At 40.8% G+C, this 16,510-nt stretch carries 19 protein-coding genes; 6 read left to right on the plus strand and 13 right to left on the minus strand.

What is annotated here, in order from left to right; all coding sequences use genetic code 11:
- Nucleotides 1–74: 74 nt before the first annotated feature.
- The 3 genes from H6G26_RS03160 to H6G26_RS03170 all read left to right on the plus strand — a co-directional run bounded on the left by H6G26_RS03160 (nucleotide 75) and on the right by H6G26_RS03170 (nucleotide 3,395).
- On the plus strand, nucleotides 75–680 hold the full coding sequence (locus H6G26_RS03160) for a DUF3038 domain-containing protein (RefSeq protein ID WP_069069205.1): 606 nt from the start codon (nucleotides 75–77) through the stop codon (nucleotides 678–680).
- Between the two features lie 231 nt (nucleotides 681–911).
- The gene (locus H6G26_RS03165) at nucleotides 912–2,555 is read left to right on the plus strand and encodes a DUF4335 domain-containing protein (RefSeq protein WP_190727885.1); all 1,644 of its coding nucleotides are present in this window, start codon (nucleotides 912–914) and stop codon (nucleotides 2,553–2,555) included.
- Nucleotides 2,556–3,110: 555 nt separating this feature from the next.
- Entirely contained in the window at nucleotides 3,111–3,395 is a 285-nt protein-coding gene (locus H6G26_RS03170) for a YiaA/YiaB family inner membrane protein (RefSeq protein ID WP_190727886.1), read from the plus strand.
- Nucleotides 3,396–3,571: 176 nt separating this feature from the next.
- Here the strand turns inward: H6G26_RS03170 and H6G26_RS03175 are convergent, their stop codons facing one another.
- From H6G26_RS03175 to H6G26_RS03200, 6 genes are all read right to left on the minus strand, one after another.
- Complete coding sequence (locus H6G26_RS03175) at nucleotides 3,572–4,033, minus strand: ferredoxin (protein ID WP_190727887.1); 462 nt, start codon at nucleotides 4,031–4,033, stop codon at nucleotides 3,572–3,574.
- Entirely contained in the window at nucleotides 4,033–4,419 is a 387-nt protein-coding gene (locus tag H6G26_RS03180; protein ID WP_190727888.1) for a DUF1257 domain-containing protein, read from the minus strand. Before H6G26_RS03180 ends, H6G26_RS03175 begins: the two co-directional genes overlap by 1 nt.
- 39 nt (nucleotides 4,420–4,458) lie before the next feature.
- Nucleotides 4,459–4,668: a DUF2997 domain-containing protein gene (locus tag H6G26_RS03185; RefSeq protein ID WP_094328129.1), complete on the minus strand. Its 210-nt coding sequence runs from the start codon at nucleotides 4,666–4,668 to the stop codon at nucleotides 4,459–4,461.
- Between the two features lie 923 nt (nucleotides 4,669–5,591).
- Nucleotides 5,592–5,969 (minus strand): hypothetical protein, encoded by a 378-nt coding sequence (locus H6G26_RS03190; RefSeq protein ID WP_190727889.1) that lies wholly within the window; start codon nucleotides 5,967–5,969, stop codon nucleotides 5,592–5,594.
- Nucleotides 5,970–6,063: 94 nt separating this feature from the next.
- A complete protein-coding gene (locus H6G26_RS03195; RefSeq protein WP_347242429.1) occupies nucleotides 6,064–6,387 on the minus strand; it encodes a type II toxin-antitoxin system PemK/MazF family toxin in 324 nt (107 codons plus the stop codon).
- Nucleotides 6,381–6,641 (minus strand): AbrB/MazE/SpoVT family DNA-binding domain-containing protein, encoded by a 261-nt coding sequence (locus H6G26_RS03200; RefSeq protein WP_190727891.1) that lies wholly within the window; start codon nucleotides 6,639–6,641, stop codon nucleotides 6,381–6,383. The genes H6G26_RS03195 and H6G26_RS03200 overlap by 7 nt, the downstream gene beginning before the upstream one ends.
- Before the next feature lie 176 nt (nucleotides 6,642–6,817).
- Between H6G26_RS03200 and H6G26_RS03205 the strand changes: the two genes are divergently transcribed.
- Both H6G26_RS03205 and H6G26_RS03210 read left to right on the plus strand, forming a co-directional pair.
- Entirely contained in the window at nucleotides 6,818–7,063 is a 246-nt protein-coding gene (locus tag H6G26_RS03205; protein ID WP_190727892.1) for a DUF4160 domain-containing protein, read from the plus strand.
- On the plus strand, nucleotides 7,035–7,304 hold the full coding sequence (locus tag H6G26_RS03210; RefSeq protein WP_190727893.1) for a DUF2442 domain-containing protein: 270 nt from the start codon (nucleotides 7,035–7,037) through the stop codon (nucleotides 7,302–7,304). Before H6G26_RS03205 ends, H6G26_RS03210 begins: the two co-directional genes overlap by 29 nt.
- Before the next feature lie 75 nt (nucleotides 7,305–7,379).
- On the opposite strand, the gene H6G26_RS03215 is transcribed toward H6G26_RS03210, so the two are convergent.
- The 3 genes from H6G26_RS03215 to H6G26_RS03225 form a co-directional block, all read right to left on the minus strand.
- A complete protein-coding gene (locus H6G26_RS03215) occupies nucleotides 7,380–7,649 on the minus strand; it encodes a DUF4926 domain-containing protein (RefSeq protein WP_190727894.1) in 270 nt (89 codons plus the stop codon).
- Nucleotides 7,650–7,808: 159 nt separating this feature from the next.
- Entirely contained in the window at nucleotides 7,809–8,369 is a 561-nt protein-coding gene (locus H6G26_RS03220) for a hypothetical protein (protein ID WP_190727895.1), read from the minus strand.
- An 8-nt stretch (nucleotides 8,370–8,377) separates the two neighbouring features.
- A complete protein-coding gene (locus tag H6G26_RS03225) occupies nucleotides 8,378–9,310 on the minus strand; it encodes a hypothetical protein (protein WP_190727896.1) in 933 nt (310 codons plus the stop codon).
- A gap of 546 nt (nucleotides 9,311–9,856) precedes the next feature.
- Here H6G26_RS03225 and H6G26_RS03230 point away from each other — a divergent pair.
- Complete coding sequence (locus H6G26_RS03230; protein ID WP_190727897.1) at nucleotides 9,857–10,861, plus strand: saccharopine dehydrogenase-like oxidoreductase; 1,005 nt, start codon at nucleotides 9,857–9,859, stop codon at nucleotides 10,859–10,861.
- A gap of 169 nt (nucleotides 10,862–11,030) precedes the next feature.
- On the opposite strand, the gene H6G26_RS03235 is transcribed toward H6G26_RS03230, so the two are convergent.
- From H6G26_RS03235 to H6G26_RS03250, 4 genes are all read right to left on the minus strand, one after another.
- Nucleotides 11,031–11,576, minus strand: coding sequence for a hypothetical protein (locus H6G26_RS03235; protein WP_190727898.1), 546 nt, complete (start codon nucleotides 11,574–11,576; stop codon nucleotides 11,031–11,033).
- 127 nt (nucleotides 11,577–11,703) lie between these two features.
- Nucleotides 11,704–12,927, minus strand: coding sequence for a type II secretion system F family protein (locus tag H6G26_RS03240; protein WP_190727899.1), 1,224 nt, complete (start codon nucleotides 12,925–12,927; stop codon nucleotides 11,704–11,706).
- A 73-nt stretch (nucleotides 12,928–13,000) separates the two neighbouring features.
- Nucleotides 13,001–14,131 (minus strand): type IV pilus twitching motility protein PilT, encoded by a 1,131-nt coding sequence (locus H6G26_RS03245; RefSeq protein WP_190727900.1) that lies wholly within the window; start codon nucleotides 14,129–14,131, stop codon nucleotides 13,001–13,003.
- Between the two features lie 154 nt (nucleotides 14,132–14,285).
- Complete coding sequence (locus H6G26_RS03250; protein WP_190727901.1) at nucleotides 14,286–16,292, minus strand: GspE/PulE family protein; 2,007 nt, start codon at nucleotides 16,290–16,292, stop codon at nucleotides 14,286–14,288.
- Nucleotides 16,293–16,510 lie beyond the last annotated feature (218 nt).

Here is a 16,510-nt window from a genome sequence, read left to right on the forward strand (position 1 = left end):
GAAACCAAGCTTGATGCTTGAGAGTCTGGTTTCAAAATGGGTAACAGCAACATCCCCTATCAGCTTGATCACCTATGCTAAAAGTTATGCACTCGGCCGCCAACTCAGCCACTCCAAATTCCCAGTGGGAGGATCTAATCAAGCTTCCAGCCCCAAACACAGTTCAATGGGACAATATCAAAACCCAATTAGACTTGGTGCTGTTGGCGCTAGAAACCTTGACTGGAATTGGTTCAGAGGCTATGCTTTCGGCGGCAACTGATCTGAATTTAGAGTCAAGAGTGCCAGACCGCGTAGCTTTATGGCGACTCCGCCAATCAAATCCCCTACGCAAAGGTCAAGGAGGGCGAAAAAAGCTAGATGTCGAAGAAGCGCGATCGCTTGTTCTAATCATCTGCTACCTAGCCAAACAGCACCAGGAATTGATTCGCCGCGCCGTCGGTCTGTTGGAACAAATGGCAGAAAATAACCGGGAACCTCACCAAGCTGCTTTACTTGGAGATTATATTGATGCTTTTTGCAACACCTACCAAGAGCGGATGGAAGAGGACGAGCAAATCTCAACGGATTTACTAACCAACCTGGCATTAAAACTGCTTGTAGATTTACTTTTTTACAGTGCTCCTGGTGGGCATCGCCGTCTCTGGCTAGCACTTATAGATCGTTCTACAAAATTTTAGATTTGAAATTCCTCAACCAAAATTCGCTTGTGATTTGTTTGCTAGATTAGGAAATCCTTTGGATGGTCGTGAGCTTCTTGGGCGATGCACTATCACCTGGATTTCTCTTTGCATAACGGAAAGAACCTGACAAAATTCTGAGTGGAGGAATCCACCGTTTCAGCTTTTCTTTGCAAGCAACTAGCTCAAATTTTTGCAAAATCCCAAATAGTCTTCCTCGCCGTTCCTGCTATGCCTCTATCAAATTCTGTTATTCGTTGCTACACACCCCCTACTTGCACGCTAGAAGTATTCGCGCAAAGCTCACCTTTATCCCGTTGGATGGGGAAAACCGTCCTCAAGCATCTAAGCTTTGAGCTACGTTTTGATGATCCCCGACTCCCAGAAGAACAAAGAGTTCCAATTCGGGGCGATCGCGAACAACTCGAAGCTTTATGTGATGCAGTTACAAGCTACGTACAGCAATTCCTCCAACAGTCTCCAGAAAGCTTTTGCGTCAGTTTCTCCGACACCCAGGAGTCAAGCACAGCATTAGGTGAGCCGGAATTAAAGTCCTCTATAAAAACATTAAATTCCTTTAGTACCCAGATTCCTGGCGGAAATATCCGCTTAGAACCAAGTAGCCATTTAACTCACAATTTATTTCTCGGTTCTCTCGCCAACCACTCATCCGGCCCCGTAATTCAACTCAGTCTGCTGCAACTATTCGATTTGGCCAGTGCTTTAGATGAGTACTCAACTGATGTCATGGCACTCCCAACTCTCAATAGCACTTCGACTCTAAGGTTCCCTGTTTGGGCACCTGTTGCCGCAGTATTAGTATTAGGTGTAGGTTTATTACCACTTACTTGGCAATATGCTAACAACATTAGACAAAACCAACAGCAGACAGCTAAAACAGCAGATCCGGAAGCAGTAAAGACTGCTCTAGAACCTTCAACCTCACTAGGCTTTCCTACGCCTGAAACTGGACTCACCACTCCATCAAATAACTTGTTAGGTTCTACCCCTCCACTTTCCACATCCAGTTTACCCCAAGCACCTCTAACAGCCCCTAGTTCCAGTTTATCTATACCGCAACCTCCAAATAATGCACTGACAATACCTCAGGGGACGACTGCAAGCCTTCCTACTAATCCTGTGATGCCTTCTGCGGGCTTCACTAACGCACCATCCAGCAAAACCCCAGGCCAGGAAATTGCCATATTACCAAATCTTGGACAGAACCCTACAGGGTCAAGTCCCCAAGCTGGTGCTCTCCCTCAGCTGCGGAATTTGCCACCCAGACTATCTTCTAGTACAAGCAGCTTACCAACTAATATCTCACCAGTCCCCCCGTCTATTGGCACTATACCCAATAGTGGCAATACTTCTACCCAGCCCTCCTCACTAACCTCACAACAGCTAGAGCAAAGACCACTAACTTCACAACAGTTAGAGGAAAGAATCAATTCCCTACAGCCACCTTCTCCCGGAGAAAAACCTGCTTCACAACTTTCTTCCTCTAGAACTGCGGATAATAATCCCTTTATCGATCAATTAGGCGACGGACGCAAAACCCCTACATCCAGAGAAGTGGCTACTGGTACATTATTTGATACACCTCAAGTAGTAGAAGCCAGAGAATACTTGAAAAAGCGTTGGCAACCACCCACTGGGCTAGGACAAACATTAGAGTACAGTTTGATAGTCAGTGTTGACGGCACAGTGGAACGAATTTTTCCCCTTAATAAAGCAGCAAGAGAATTCGTTGATAATGCTGGGATGCCTGAAGTTGGTAAACCTTTTGTTTCCGCCAATACACGCGGACAAAATGTCAGAATTCGAGTTGTTCTTAGCCCTGATGGCAAGGTACAGACTTTTCCAGATGAATAAATCAGTAAATTAATCCGTTTAATCTGAGATATTGCACTAGTACACCACGGCGTATATGGAACAACCATTTAAAATCTCTAAAGAGCTTATTCCATAACACTTTTGACTTTTGACTTCCGCCTTGCGATACTAGTCCAAACAACCGCCGAGTAATTCATTACTCGGCTAATAAATAAAGTTGTCTTTAGACGACTAGTAATAGCCCAAGCACTACTTAAGTCGACTTGGGCAATTAACCTTGTACTTCGAGAGGCGTGCTACTTGGCTCATCGAAAATACTGAAAGATTTTAGCTTAATGCCACTTGTAAAAGTGGTACAAACCTTATGCCACTTTTGATTTACTCCAATTGCTCTTGAGCTTGATTTTTGGAGTCCAGTTACCAAACTGGTCTTACTATTGATACCAGTAAACCTACCACTTAATACAATCACTGATAACACCAATTCTCCAAAATTAAACTATAGATACAAGTCTGGAAACCTAGATTAAATCTTACGCCTCTTAATTACAAGTTACGAATTGGTATAAATCACTCATTTCAAAGGTAGGAAATATGCAAACAATTGGTACTCAAAAAGACAGTTCAGCTTGGGTTATTCAAACTTGGGCAGCTTTTGTGATTTCTATTTCTATGACCACCTTCGGTATTGTAAATTTACCTGTAAATAGCTGGGTGAAAGGCTTTATGGGTATGGGTTTGGCTTTTTCTGTTGGCTCAACTTTTACATTGGCAAAAACTACTAGGGACTTGCACGAAACAAGAAGATTAACCGCTAGGTTAGACGAAGCGAAAGTAGAAAAATTGCTTTCACAACATGATCCTCTAAATTTAAAATGAAGGTAGCCATACTAATTTTGGATTAAAAGGCTTTACTAAAAAGCCGTTTTAGCAATATCAAACAATACTACCTTTTCCAATTTGATGTGATCTACACATCAGAAACTAACTAGTATGACGAAAACAAAAGGACTGGTGTATCCAGTCCTTTATTGTATTGATTTAACGTTTTGATCTTAATAACGGGATTTTTTAGTTTTTAACTTTTGCTTTTTACGCCGACGTTCGCTAGCTACAACTGCTTGTTCTACCGGATAACCGATTAAAGGGATTACCTGATATTTGCGATCTTCTTCTAATTTTTTGAGTTCAGTGTAATCAACCCAGTGAATACAATCAACTGGACAAGTGTCAATTGCTTCTTGGATAATTTCCTCAGCATCCCCATCTTGGCGAACCACGCGCGATCGCCCGTAATCTGGTTCAATATAAAAAGTGTTACGTGCAACATGAGCGCAATGCTTACAACCAATACAGGTGATTTCATCAACATAAACACCATTTTGGCGCAGCAAACCACCCAATTCCGGTTCTAAACCAGAACGTCCTGGGGCATCGCGCAAAAAACCCCCCAATTCTGGTTCCAAACCGGAACGGTTGTCTTCTTGTTCTTCTGACGACGGCAGAAAATCAGCCATTACGCACTCCAGCGCTGTACTACTAGGCGAATTGAACCATCTTCATTTTTTTGTTGTTCAGAAACTTGAAAACCAACACGAGCGGTTTCTTTGACAACTGTTTGATAAGCATAGCGCTGTGTTACCTGGCGCAAGAACCCGTCCACAGACAGGTTTTGCTGCCAATATTGCAAATCAGCCACTAATTCATATTCCTTGCCATTCCATCTAAAGCCGATGTCATAGCCATTTTCCTGCTCAATACTAACTTCCGCAGGATGGGTTTGACCGCGATAGCCGCGTACTTCGCGTGGGCCGGGTTTCCAGTCTATGCCCAATTCAGTCAGAGCATCTTTCAAAGAATCAAGGTTACGGATTTGAGTCTTAATTTGGCTAAAGTGTGACATGGTCGTTGTGAATTAATAACGCTAAACTACTGAGAAAACTTACCAATCACTGTAAGTGGTGTGTGTATTCGCCACATTAGATTGCTGCACCTTCGCGGCGAAATATTCTGAGGTTGGCTCATGATTAAGTACTTGCCCCAGCTGTGCCTCTATTGCTGCTGTAACTTCAGCGCAAGAATTACCCACAATGCCAGTGACTTTCTCTTGTACCCGACCGTCTGGATAGATTATGAACTCTAATGTCTCCATGCTCTTGGCCAACCACGATAAGTACGCTTAAAATTCTACTGCCTTAGCAGAAGGCTATAAATACAGCCGTAGGAACATTTTTACGTTAGATACAAATTTGCCATTTGTTAACTAATGTTCCATCTATCAACATATATATCTCAGAATCTTTACAAAACTTATTAATACTATAAGCAGGCACATCAGTATTTAGTTAGTTTCTCTTAACCTCATCAATTAGTCAAGGTAACAACTGAGTTTGCCAAGTAAACTGCAAAAGCTCTAAAAATAAGCATTATAGAGAATATAGCCAGCAAGGAAATTTACAAAAATATAAAATTTATTGAGAAAGCTTATCATTTTCATGAAATTTGCCTTATTCTCTTGAGATTTCCTAAGTAGTTTGGAGTAGCGCAGGCTATGCTGCAAGACCTAGCTGCCCTATACCTCTTGAGTACGCGATAGCAAGTAACCTCTACTTATAACTGAATCATTAAGTAAAAATACTCCTTTGGATTTATCAAGAAAGGCAGAGAGCAGGAGGCTGAGTTGGAATACTGTCCGACGCTCTCTGCGAGACGCTGCGCGAACGTGGACTCGCTAACGCTACGGTATCCAGGGCGGCCACATCATGTCAATAAGCAAGCTATATTCTCAATATAGTCAAAAATAATGTCATTAACTCTTGCTTATTGCTAAGGTTTTAGGCGATCGCTTCGGGGCTTAAAAAATAATCAAACGCGAAATCCTGATTTTTTCGTTCCTTCTTAACCTTCGTTGTGATCAAGAGTAATTTAGATGCGTTTGCCCTGCTACGCTATCTTTTCTCTGCTGCGAACCATTGCCGAGCTTGCGGTTTAAGACCCCCACCAAATTTTTAATTTGGTGGCTTCTTTTTAGGAGGGGTTTGAATCCTAATAAGTGAAAAGAACCTTCTGTCTTCTTCAAGAACTTATAGAAGGAGCTAGTTGCCAAACCCTGGAATATTCTCTGATAACTTGCCGAGCCGGATCAGAAATAAATATTGTAGCTGTTTTGACAGCAATTTTTGCTGCATCTCGGCAACGCTGAAACTCACCTTCTTGACTGTGATATTGTTTTGCTAAATATACCATTTCCTTGGTTACATAATGCTTATTAATTAAATGCAGATTGCAACCTAGTAACATTATCAAAATAGCAGCTAATCTTGCTATTTCTTCTTCTATATCTTCAAACCTAGTTAGGACTTGATATGAATAAATCGTTGCATGGGATACGTTACACAACGCTTCCCAAAGAATTTTTAACTCTTTTGAACTTCTACCAAAGGTACAATGCAACTCAAGGTTTTTGCACTATTGTAGGCGATCGCTGCCAACACAGAAACTTTGCTTAAGATAAGTAATTATCCAGTGTGTACAATTCTTAGACGCATTATTCAGCAAACATTTCAGCCAAAGTACCTAAAACTGCTTTTTGTTCATCAGAGTCAATCTGATCTAGCTTTTTGACTAATCGATTTTTGTCAACTGTACGAATTTGATCCAAAACAATTTGCCCGTCCTTACCCTGGAACTGACAAGCAACACGAGTTGGATAAGATTGTCCTTTAGTTGTCATGGGAGCAACAATGACCGTAGCAATATATCTGTTCATCTCATCTGGTGAAATTACTACACAGGGTCTTGTCTTCTGAATCTCACTGCCAATCGTTGGGTCGAGGTTAACCAAAAATACATCAAATCGATTGACTACCACTCCCACTCTAGACGCTCCCACTCTGTAGTTACAGCATCATCGAGCAGTGCATCGTCGTGTTGCTTCGCCATAGTTGCAAATGCTTCCTCCCACCCCTGACGCGATTGAGAGGCAGCACGGACAATTAGGTGACAATCTTGAATTTCAATTTCCACCTCTTCATCAATACCACTTTGTTCCAGCAGAAGTTTAGGAATGCGAATACCTTGAGAGTTCCCAATTTTAATAATACGGGTTCTAATTGCTGTTCCCATGAGGATACTTATCCCTAGCTGTAATTACATTGTGATTACACTCAAGGATTTTGTCAACAACTGTTCAATTGGTCAATAATTTTTAAGGCGATGCCTACGGTGGTAGACTATGCACTTTCAGGTATATGTGTAATATGCGTAGGTTTAGATAAATAGCTTTGGTGTAGTCTTGAAGTATGCCAACAATTTTAAGAATTGGTGCTTACCGTTTCTACTTCTACAGTCATGAACCTAATGAGCCACCCCACATTCATATTGATCGGGATGACTCAACAGCTAAGTTTTGGCTTGAGCAGGTCAGTTTATCAAGTAGCATTGGCTTTAGCCCCAAAGAACTGCGAAAATTAGAAGAGTTAGTACAAGAAAATCAAGCAAAACTTTTGGAGGCTTGGGATGGGTATTTTGGCAGTTCGGGCGGATGAAAGAGTTAAAGATGTACGTTTTACTGAAGAAACTATCAGTGTTGACTTGATGGACGGGCGAACAATCACAGTGCCATTAGTTTGGTATCCCAGGCTGCTCAATGCTACCCTTGAACAACGATTAAAATGGGAAACCTGCGGAGGCGGCTTTGGTATTCATTGGGAAGAAATTGATGAAGACCTTAGCACAGAAGGAATGCTGCGTGGCGCACCTGCACCAAGAACCAAAGTGGTAAGTTAAGCGATCGCTCTAGGCGCTACAATAAGCGATCGCACAATCTTCTTTGCGTATTATATATAGAAAGCTTTCTCTGGCTTACACTGTAACCATTTCCGGGACTGAATCAGGGGATGCTGGCTCGAAATGTAACACCATTATTTGCTCTGGGCGTAAACCAACAGATTCATAAGTGCGGCCATTGCGTAGGCGTAGCCCGCCGAAGGCATCGCTAAATTCAACCTCAAATGCAGCACCATCGGCTAATAATTCTACTACTGTGCCAACTTGACCACGGTGCAAGTTGTATTCAGGTAGATCAACTGTCAGTGCTACTACATTCAGCAACTTGATTGTATTTTTAGTCATCTTCTATCACTTCCAAATATTTACAGAGGATAGCAGGTAGTTAATCTGGGGACATTAGAACCTTTTTCAATAATCCAACCACTCATAATTGGTCTTTCTAACTACCATAGGCTATCGTTTTAATCAATACTCAGATGCTTATAAAGCTCTAGCTTGAACTTAAATTCTTGAATCAAAGGCTTTCGCTAGAAGTTTGTATATTCGTTTCAAAATCATAAATAGAGTTAAAATAAATTGGACAGAAAAGTAGTAAATTATTGATGCTAGTAACAATTGTAATAAGCATAAGTTGATCATTCCAAAATTACAGCTTCTAGGTTTTAAGAAATAGGTTAATAATATAACTACAGTTATGATGGAAGTTAATATTGAGAAAGATACATTGACATATATTTCTCGAAGTAACTCACGCCTTTGAATAATTTTTTTAATTTCAATTTGATCTGTAGTTTGGTTCTGATCTGTATTTTTTCCTGAAATATCATAAACTAATAAGAGCAAGTTGAATAATAAAGCTGAAAATATTGATAAAGAAGTAATTAGGGCATTAACCAAACCATCATTTAGAATAACTCCTAAATAAATCATTACAGCAGAAATAATAGCAGGTAAAATAAAGAACAATATGATATCTGGATAGTATATTTTTCCTGTTTGACTGCTCTTTAATGTCGCAATATGGTCTTTAATGATACTAAAAATTGAAATTTTGCTTAACATTATCTTTACTAAGGATAGATTTGATTAATAACTTCTTTTAGATAAGTTTTCGTAATTGTTTGTATACTTTGAAAAGTGGGATAATCATCAGAATCTATAACGACCTTATCAGATATATCATAGTAAATTTTACCTCTGTGAAGGCAACCTAAATCAAATGTTCTAAGACTTCCATCAAGATCAACATCAACCTTTACAGTGTCGTAATCGAAGTTAAAATCACGAAGTTCGATAAGATTTTTAACACTGCCTTTTGAGTTAAAAAAGTTTTGAATTTTACCCATAAAAGGAATTTTATTCCCAGATAATACGATTTCCATGTTGTAGGGAATTTCTTCATGACCTTCATCAAGTCCATCAACTCGATCAAGGGGAGCTTGATACTTAACACATCGAAGCTTTTTAATAGTGCCTCCGTATAGAATTTTTTTAATTATTTCCTCTTGTACTAAAGTATTTATCTCAACTGCAAAACCTGGAAACTTCTCAGAAAAGTACTTGTCTAGGAAAGTACCAAAGTGTGTGCGAATACCATATTTACCTGTACGCTGTAAAAGCATAATTCCTTCATTTGTGTCTTTTGGAATATAAATCAAGAAATAAAAAGGTAGAACTTCAGCATCACTCTTCTTTTTTTTATAAGTTATCGAATCTGTATCTACGTCTCGAAGCTTGCTAGAAATACCGTAGATACCACTTTCAATAAGTCCATTGATACTTCTTCCATCATCTTGAATTTGGGAAGCTTTCATGTAAATGTTATAAACATCATTTCTTTTATTAGTAGTTAATTGTTGAAGAAAACTTGATATTACATTAAGCAAATCATCATAGCCATTAAAACAGTTGAGTCTACAGTAATTAGGTGGATGATTCCCTTTATGATTTTTATCTCTCTTTTTTTCAATCCTAATGGTATAAGCTGATAAAAATGTTCGCATACTTTCTCTCAAATTTTGATTTGATCAAGACTTAACTATAGACAACCTAAAGTGTACTTAACATCAATAGATAACCTCAAAATACTATTTCATCAGATCCCCTCTTGGTATGACTAGTTATTATACGTTATGCTTCCGTATGGAACTAGATTAACGGGAATATTTATCGTTGAGATAAGGTAGTAGGCAAGAGGGTTTTAGCCTTTTTTATCTTTCTTTCTCATAGTTATCTTTATTTGTGCCTTTTTACTTACTTTTGCGAAGACGGTAAATACTGAAAGCTGTTAACCTCATTTTTAACCCACGAAGGTGGGTTTTGTCTGTGTAGCCGCGACTTCCAGTCGCCAAGGCAAGTAATAAATTTAGACTTTTTAAACTACCTCTAAATCACTCAGCAAGAATTTCTGGTGAAAAAACTGATTTGGTTGGGGAAGAAACTAGGATAATAAAGCATAATTAACCTTTATAGCTAAAAGCTGTCAGCCATCAGCCACAAGCTGAGATGGTAAAGTTTGAAGGCAAGTGATTCAACTTAAGTAATTGACTATGAGTACAGCAAATATTTCGTCAGCGATACGTATAGGAGTACTAGGTTTCGGCGGACTCGGACAAGCCGCCGCCAAGGTACTTGCTGCTAAACAGGAAATGATTTTAGTCGCAGCAGCAGATCAAAAAGGTTACGCTTACGCTGCTGAAGGTTTAAATACTCAACAATGCATTGCAACCTACCAATCCCAAGGTTCGGTAGGTTATTTAGAGCCAGTTGGTACGTTAACAAATCAAAGTATTCAGGATGTAATTGCAATAGCTCAACCTGTGGATGGGTATTTTCTGGCTTTACCCAACCTACCAAACGATTTTATCCCCTCTGTAGCCAAAGAGTTTATTAAATCTGGTTGGCGTGGGGTGTTAGTGGATGCAATTAAGCGCACCACTGCTGTAGAACAACTACTAGCGATGAAAGAAGAACTCCTTGCAGCCGGGATTACCTATATGACAGGCTGTGGTGCTACACCCGGACTGTTAACCGCCGCCGCCGCATTAGCAGCCCAAAGCTACGCCGAAATTCATCAAGTTGAAATTACCTTTGGAGTGGGAATTGCCAACTGGGAAGCTTACCGCGCCACTGTTCGGGAAGATATTGGTCATATGCCTGGTTATACAGTGGAAACCGCTAGGGCGATGACTGAGGCAGAAGTAGAAGCACTACTAGATAAAACCAATGGTGTGCTTACCTTGAAGAATATGGAACACGCTGATGATGTGATGCTAGAGGTAGCGGGAATTTGCGATCGCGATCGCGTTACTGTTGGTGGTGTAGTCGATACTCGTAATCCTAAAAAGCCTCTTAGCACCAATGTTAAGGTAACAGGGCGCACCTTTGAAGGGAAAATTTCTACCCATACCTTTACTCTGGGAGATGAAACCAGTATGGCAGCCAATGTCTGCGGACCTGCCTTTGGCTATCTCAAAGCTGGTAGACAATTGCACCAACGCGGCATCTATGGAATATTTACTGCTGCCGAAATTATGCCGCAATTTGTTAGGTAATAGTTAAAAGTTAGGAGTTAGGAGTTAGAAGTTAAAAACTTAAACTTGAGACTTAACAATCTCTGGCTTTGTGCAAAATTTGCAATTTAAAACTTTTAACTCCTCACTTTCAACGTTTAACTTATTTAATTCTCTTTATTAACTCCTAATCTTTTTAAGTTGGGGGAATTTATGAAGAGAAAATATTTGGTAAATTCTCCTCAACTAGTGGAGCTGATGTTTGCATAATAAATGGAAGTTCGGCTCCTATTAGTCCTCGTTGGATGCGTTCTAAAGTATCACTAAAAACAACAAACAGAGGATATATAGTATTAGCTCCCTCACTCAAAATATGACTGTGGCGCAGAGGCATTAACCACTCATAATCATTGTCCAAGAAAACTTGGGTTTGTCGCCAACGTCCTAACAAATCAGAAAAATCTTCGTGAGCACGGTGAATAAAAACTAAAATTTCTGCTCCAGTTTTGATTTTCCACTCTGGATCGCACATCAAAATTGCCACATCACAGGGTAAGCAAATCGTTTGTGGGTCTGTTGTAGCAGTATTGCGAAGACGGACAATTGGCAAGGGAATACTAATGACACTTTCATCAGGACGGCGCAAACTGGGAATCATCTCTAAGTATGGCCGATATTGTTTTAGTAAGGCGATCGCAGCTAGATGATTGCTGTACTCTGCCAAACTCGCTTCGTAGTGAGATTTTTGCACAGTCATAGTTTATTCAATAGTTAGGAGTGAGGAGTTATATATAAAATTAAGTAGTTAGGAATTAATAATGAAGATGAGAAATAAAGAGTTTAAACTCCTAACTTATAACTCCTAACTCCTAACTTTTAATCCCCTATCCCAACGTTTCAAATACCTTAAACATAGGCAGATACATTGCTAGCAGAATGGTTCCAACCATTCCGCCCAGAACTACAATCATAACTGGTTCCAAAATACTAGTCATTGCTTTTACCGCTTGCTCGACTTCATCTTCATAGAAATCAGCAACTTTCATCAACATTGCATCTAATTCTCCAGTTTCTTCTCCAATACTAATCATCTGAATTGCCATAGCCGGAAAAACGGCATCTTTTTGTAAAGCAATGCTAATCATACCTCCTTGTTGAATCTCCATGCGGGCTGCGTCTATAGCATTGGCAATTACTTGGTTTCCGGATGTATCTCGGACAATTTCTAAGCAAGTTAAAATTGGTACACCTGAACGAGTCAAAGAACCAAAAGTCCGGCTAAAGCGGGCAACTGAAGATTTTTGAATTAAGTCACCAAACAATGGCAGCTTGAGGGAAAGACGATCAATTGTTATGCGACCAACAGGAGTCTTAGCGTATTGTGTATAGGCAATTCTCAATCCTACAAGAATAGCAATAAGCAGGAAAACCTTCTGACTTCTCAGAAATTGACTAACATCCATGAGGAATTGCGTTAAAGGCGGTAATTCAGTTCCGATTTGTGTAAAAATATTAGCAAAAATAGGAATCAGAAAAATGGTCATACCGAGAAAGATAGCAACTGCTATAAAACCTACAACAGTTGGATAAGACAATGCTGATTTAATTTGGTTTTGTAAGCGGGCAACATCTTCTAACAACTTGGCTAAACGATTCAATACTTCGTCTAAAACACCACCAACTTCGCCTGCTTGAATCATACTCACATATAATCCATCAAAGCAGTCAGGATGCTTCCGCATTGACTCTGAAAGATTCATTCCGCTTTGAACATCACTACTAATCTCCACAAGAGCTTGTTTCAGTTTAGGATTACTACACTGTTCGGAAAGTACCCCTAAACTTCTAACGATCGCAACTCCCGCATTCATCAAAACGGCAAATTGACGGGAAAAAACGGCTTTGTCTTTCACAGAAACCTTAACTAAGGAAGTCTGGAATTTTTTTAAGTCAAAATTTGTCTGAAATCCTTGAAATTGTTTGAGTTCTTGGACTACAAAACCTTGATCTCTAAGATTAGTACGAGCTTGTACCAAAGATTCAGCAGTAATTTTTTCCGTTCGAGATTTTCCTTGAGAATCCCGAACACGAGCAACGTAGGTTGGCATAAATCAATTCAAAATTAAAAATTCAAATTCAAAATAGTCAAGGGTTTTTCATCCCCCTCATCTTTCCAATTCCTTAATGGGCTTTGGCAGCAGCACCGGGTTTCGCACCTGCGGCAGCTCCTTGCGGTGTAGAATTACCAATGAGACGTTGAATTTCATCTGGCTTAGAAGTCTTAGACATAGCAGCTTCAAAGGAGATAGTTCCTGCTTTGTAAAAATCGGCTAAAACCTTCTCCAGAGTTTGCATCCCCAATTTGCCGCCAGTTTGAATTGCTGAGTAAATTTGAGATGTTTTGCCTTCTCGAATCAAGTTAGAAATAGCAGGAGTGACAATCAGAATTTCTTGAGCCATCACCCGACCATATTCACCGGGTTTAGGATTTTTCTTGGATACCAAAGTTTGGCTAAATACTCCCACTAACGAGTTAGATAACTGCACCCGCACTTGGGTTTGTCTTTCGTGGGGGAAAACATCAATAATCCGGTCAACTGTCTGCGCGGCGGAACTGGTGTGGAGAGTGCCAAATACCAAGTGTCCTGTTTCTGCTGCGGAAATCGCCAAAGAAATCGTTTCTAAATCGCGCATTTCTCCCACTAGAATAATATCTGGATCTTCCCGCAAAGCTGCTTTTAAAGCATTAGCAAAGCTCTTAGTATCTTCACCCAGTTGTCGTTGGTGAACCAAGCTTTTAATTGGTTCATAGACAAATTCAATTGGGTCTTCCACTGTTAAAATATGCTCTGCCTTGGTGCGGTTAATCAAGTCGATCATCGCCGCTAGGGTAGTTGTCTTCCCGGAACCTGTAGGGCCTGTCACTAGAATTAGCCCTCTCGGCTTATCACACATTTCTCGCACTATATCTGGCAGACCTAATTTTTCAAAGTTAGGAATTTTAGAACTTAATGCCCGTAAGCAAGCAGCATAAGCACCACGTTCTTTATAGACATTGACCCGGAAGCGAGCTAAACCCTTAACACCATAAGAACAATCCAACTCCCAGGTTTGCTCTAAGGTTTTGCGTTGGGTGTTGTTGAGCATACTGAAAATCAGCCTTTGACATTGATCAGCTGTCAATACGTGTTCACCTATGGGGGTGAGTTTGCCACTGATGCGGAAGTAGGGAGGCAAACCTGCGGATAAGTGCAGATCCGAGCCACCCATTTCAATCAACTGCTCCATCAGGTCTTCAATCATCATTTCCATAATTCTGCTCCTTTTAATGCTTGTTATTTGTTATTTGTTATTTGTCCTTTGTCCTACCCTGCGGGAAGCCGCAGAAGCGTCTATGTTATTTGTCAGTTGTCTAAAGTTATTAAGCCTTCACCAATGACTAATGACTAATGACCAATGACTAATCTCAAAACCGAGATGTCATACAGTAAGGACAATCCAACCATTCTTGTTTTAATGTGGCGTTGCAAGTCCGGCAGGTAAGACCAATCTTGCGTTTGGCTTTTAACTCGGCTTCCAAACCAGTATCAGTAAACGTCACTCGTTCTACTTCTTCTAGGGTGGTAGAACCTTGGCGCACTAAGTCCAAACTGTAAGCTAGTAAGGTTTTCATGCCCTCTTCTATTGCCACTTCCTTGATACGTTCCGTGGGTGCATCTTCGTTGATAAGGGTTTGTAGGTTTTCGGTGACTCGCATGACTTCATAGACACCACAACGCCCTTTGTAGCCGACGCCATTACATTTTGAGCAAAGCTGATTTTTGGTTTTGGCTTCGGCGATCGCATCTAATGTCAAGGTGTTAGCTTTATAGAAGGTAACTCCAACATCTGAAGAAGCTGATAGACCATAACGAGCTAATTCCTCGGTTGTGGGAGTGTAGGGAACACGACATTCAGAACATACACGCCGCACCAAACGTTGAGCTAGAACACCAATTAGGGAACTAGAAACCATGAAAGGCTCAATTCCCATTTCTCCCAAACGAGCGATCGCACCTGGGGCATCGTTGGTATGTAAGGTAGTTAATACTAAGTGACCAGTCAAGGCAGCTTCAATTGCTGTTTTTGCCGTCTCTTTATCCCGCGTTTCACCCACTAGCAGCACATCTGGGTCTTGTCGTAAGAAAGCCCGCAGAGCGGTAGCAAAATCCAGCCCTTTTTCTCGAATCACCTGTACTTGAGTAATCCCTGGCAGACTGTACTCAATTGGGTCTTCCACAGTACTGATATTAATTCCGGGATCATTCTTTTCTGACAGTGCAGAATACAGCGAGGTTGTTTTCCCAGAACCAGTTGGCCCAGTCACCAAAATCAGACCGAAGGGACGACTTACCATATCCTTGACAATATCTAAAGTCTCTGGATCGGTAATTAACTTATCTAATCCCAGCTGGGTTGAAGAGTTATCCAAAATCCGCAGCACCACCTTTTCCCCGTAGCGACTGGGTAAGGTATTTACACGAAAGTCCACCTTACGTCCCTCAAACATCCGCCGGATGCGCCCATCTTGGGGTAAACGTCGTTCGGCAATGTCTAGATTGGAGATGATTTTAAATCGGGCTGTCACCGCCGGAATGATTTTTTTCGGTAGAGGATCAAAAGCTTCACGTAGTACCCCATCCTTCCGAAAGCGAATGCGTAAGTTTTCTTCTTGCGGTTCTATATGAATATCAGAAACGCCCTCATGCAAGGCTTTAGCTAGGATTCTGTTGACTAAGTTGATGACTGGGGCATCCTCTGCACCCTTCATCGCTGCCCCTAGATCAGCCTCCATTTCTTCAGGAGCATCCGAAATATCGAGATTTCCGAGGTTTTCTAAATCCTGATTAATATCTGTAAACTTTTGTTGTTCTAGGTGCTTTTGCTTAACAGCCATTTCATCCAGATATCGGTTGATTAGCTGCTGGTAGTCTTCCTGTGTAATCACCATGCGCTGCAACGCCAAGCCTTGGGGTCGCAAGATCCGGTTCAGATCATCGGAAGCCTCTAGATTATCTGGAGCGACCATCGCCACTAAAACTGAGGGCGGGGTTTGGTCTTCGTGTTTCGATAGTGGTACTAAACGATGGCGACGGCAGATATCCACTGGGATGAGGGTTTCAATCAGGTTCCCCATCATCGTGTTGCCAAGGGAGTTGACTTCCGGATCAAGAAATTCAACACCGTATAGTATTTTAAGTTCAAATAGCTGCTGTTTTTTGTATTGCCTGAGCAACTCAGGTGATAATTCTTGCCCAGTAATTGACTCTAATACTTCCGTTAAGGGCCTGCCAGATTTGCGGCTTTCAATTAGTGCCTGCCTCATCTGTTCGGTATTGACATAGCCAGATTGCACTAGCTTGTTGCCAAAGGGCGAAAACTCTGTTCTGGTAGTTAGAGCGGTACTGCGCCGTTGTGGTGACGAGTAAGTCATAAATGAGCAATTGATTTGGGGAAACCTCTGCTTAAAGTATTCCCAGGCTGGGAGACAGAATTCTCATGTATCGAAAAAGTCCTAAGTCACCGAACTTCTGAGTGATGGCTTCCGTTGCTCAAATTTCTTGCTTAGTGCTGAGTCAAAAAGAAGTAATAGTAGAGAAAATATAAATTCCTGACTACGTTAAATCAACAAATTTTTAGTTATAGGGATAA

This window comes from Nostoc sp. FACHB-888, assembly GCF_014696655.1.
In the GTDB taxonomy this organism is placed as follows: Bacteria; Cyanobacteriota; Cyanobacteriia; order Cyanobacteriales; family Nostocaceae; genus Nostoc.

Excerpts from the sequence above, each read along its gene's own strand:
- H6G26_RS03160 (WP_069069205.1), top strand. The coding sequence starts at position 75 with ATGCTAAAAGTTATGCACTCGGCCGCCAACTCAGCCACTCCAAATTCC.
- H6G26_RS03165 (WP_190727885.1), top strand. The coding sequence starts at position 912 with ATGCCTCTATCAAATTCTGTTATTCGTTGCTACACACCCCCTACTTGC.
- H6G26_RS03170 (WP_190727886.1), top strand. The coding sequence starts at position 3,111 with ATGCAAACAATTGGTACTCAAAAAGACAGTTCAGCTTGGGTTATTCAA.
- H6G26_RS03175 (WP_190727887.1), bottom strand. The coding sequence starts at position 4,033 with ATGGCTGATTTTCTGCCGTCGTCAGAAGAACAAGAAGACAACCGTTCC.
- H6G26_RS03180 (WP_190727888.1), bottom strand. The coding sequence starts at position 4,419 with ATGTCACACTTTAGCCAAATTAAGACTCAAATCCGTAACCTTGATTCT.
- H6G26_RS03185 (WP_094328129.1), bottom strand. The coding sequence starts at position 4,668 with ATGGAGACATTAGAGTTCATAATCTATCCAGACGGTCGGGTACAAGAG.
- H6G26_RS03200 (WP_190727891.1), bottom strand. The coding sequence starts at position 6,641 with ATGGGAACAGCAATTAGAACCCGTATTATTAAAATTGGGAACTCTCAA.
- H6G26_RS03205 (WP_190727892.1), top strand. The coding sequence starts at position 6,818 with ATGCCAACAATTTTAAGAATTGGTGCTTACCGTTTCTACTTCTACAGT.
- H6G26_RS03210 (WP_190727893.1), top strand. The coding sequence starts at position 7,035 with ATGGGTATTTTGGCAGTTCGGGCGGATGAAAGAGTTAAAGATGTACGT.
- H6G26_RS03215 (WP_190727894.1), bottom strand. The coding sequence starts at position 7,649 with ATGACTAAAAATACAATCAAGTTGCTGAATGTAGTAGCACTGACAGTT.
- H6G26_RS03220 (WP_190727895.1), bottom strand. The coding sequence starts at position 8,369 with ATGTTAAGCAAAATTTCAATTTTTAGTATCATTAAAGACCATATTGCG.
- H6G26_RS03225 (WP_190727896.1), bottom strand. The coding sequence starts at position 9,310 with ATGCGAACATTTTTATCAGCTTATACCATTAGGATTGAAAAAAAGAGA.
- H6G26_RS03230 (WP_190727897.1), top strand. The coding sequence starts at position 9,857 with ATGAGTACAGCAAATATTTCGTCAGCGATACGTATAGGAGTACTAGGT.
- H6G26_RS03235 (WP_190727898.1), bottom strand. The coding sequence starts at position 11,576 with ATGACTGTGCAAAAATCTCACTACGAAGCGAGTTTGGCAGAGTACAGC.
- H6G26_RS03240 (WP_190727899.1), bottom strand. The coding sequence starts at position 12,927 with ATGCCAACCTACGTTGCTCGTGTTCGGGATTCTCAAGGAAAATCTCGA.
- H6G26_RS03245 (WP_190727900.1), bottom strand. The coding sequence starts at position 14,131 with ATGGAAATGATGATTGAAGACCTGATGGAGCAGTTGATTGAAATGGGT.
- H6G26_RS03250 (WP_190727901.1), bottom strand. The coding sequence starts at position 16,292 with ATGACTTACTCGTCACCACAACGGCGCAGTACCGCTCTAACTACCAGA.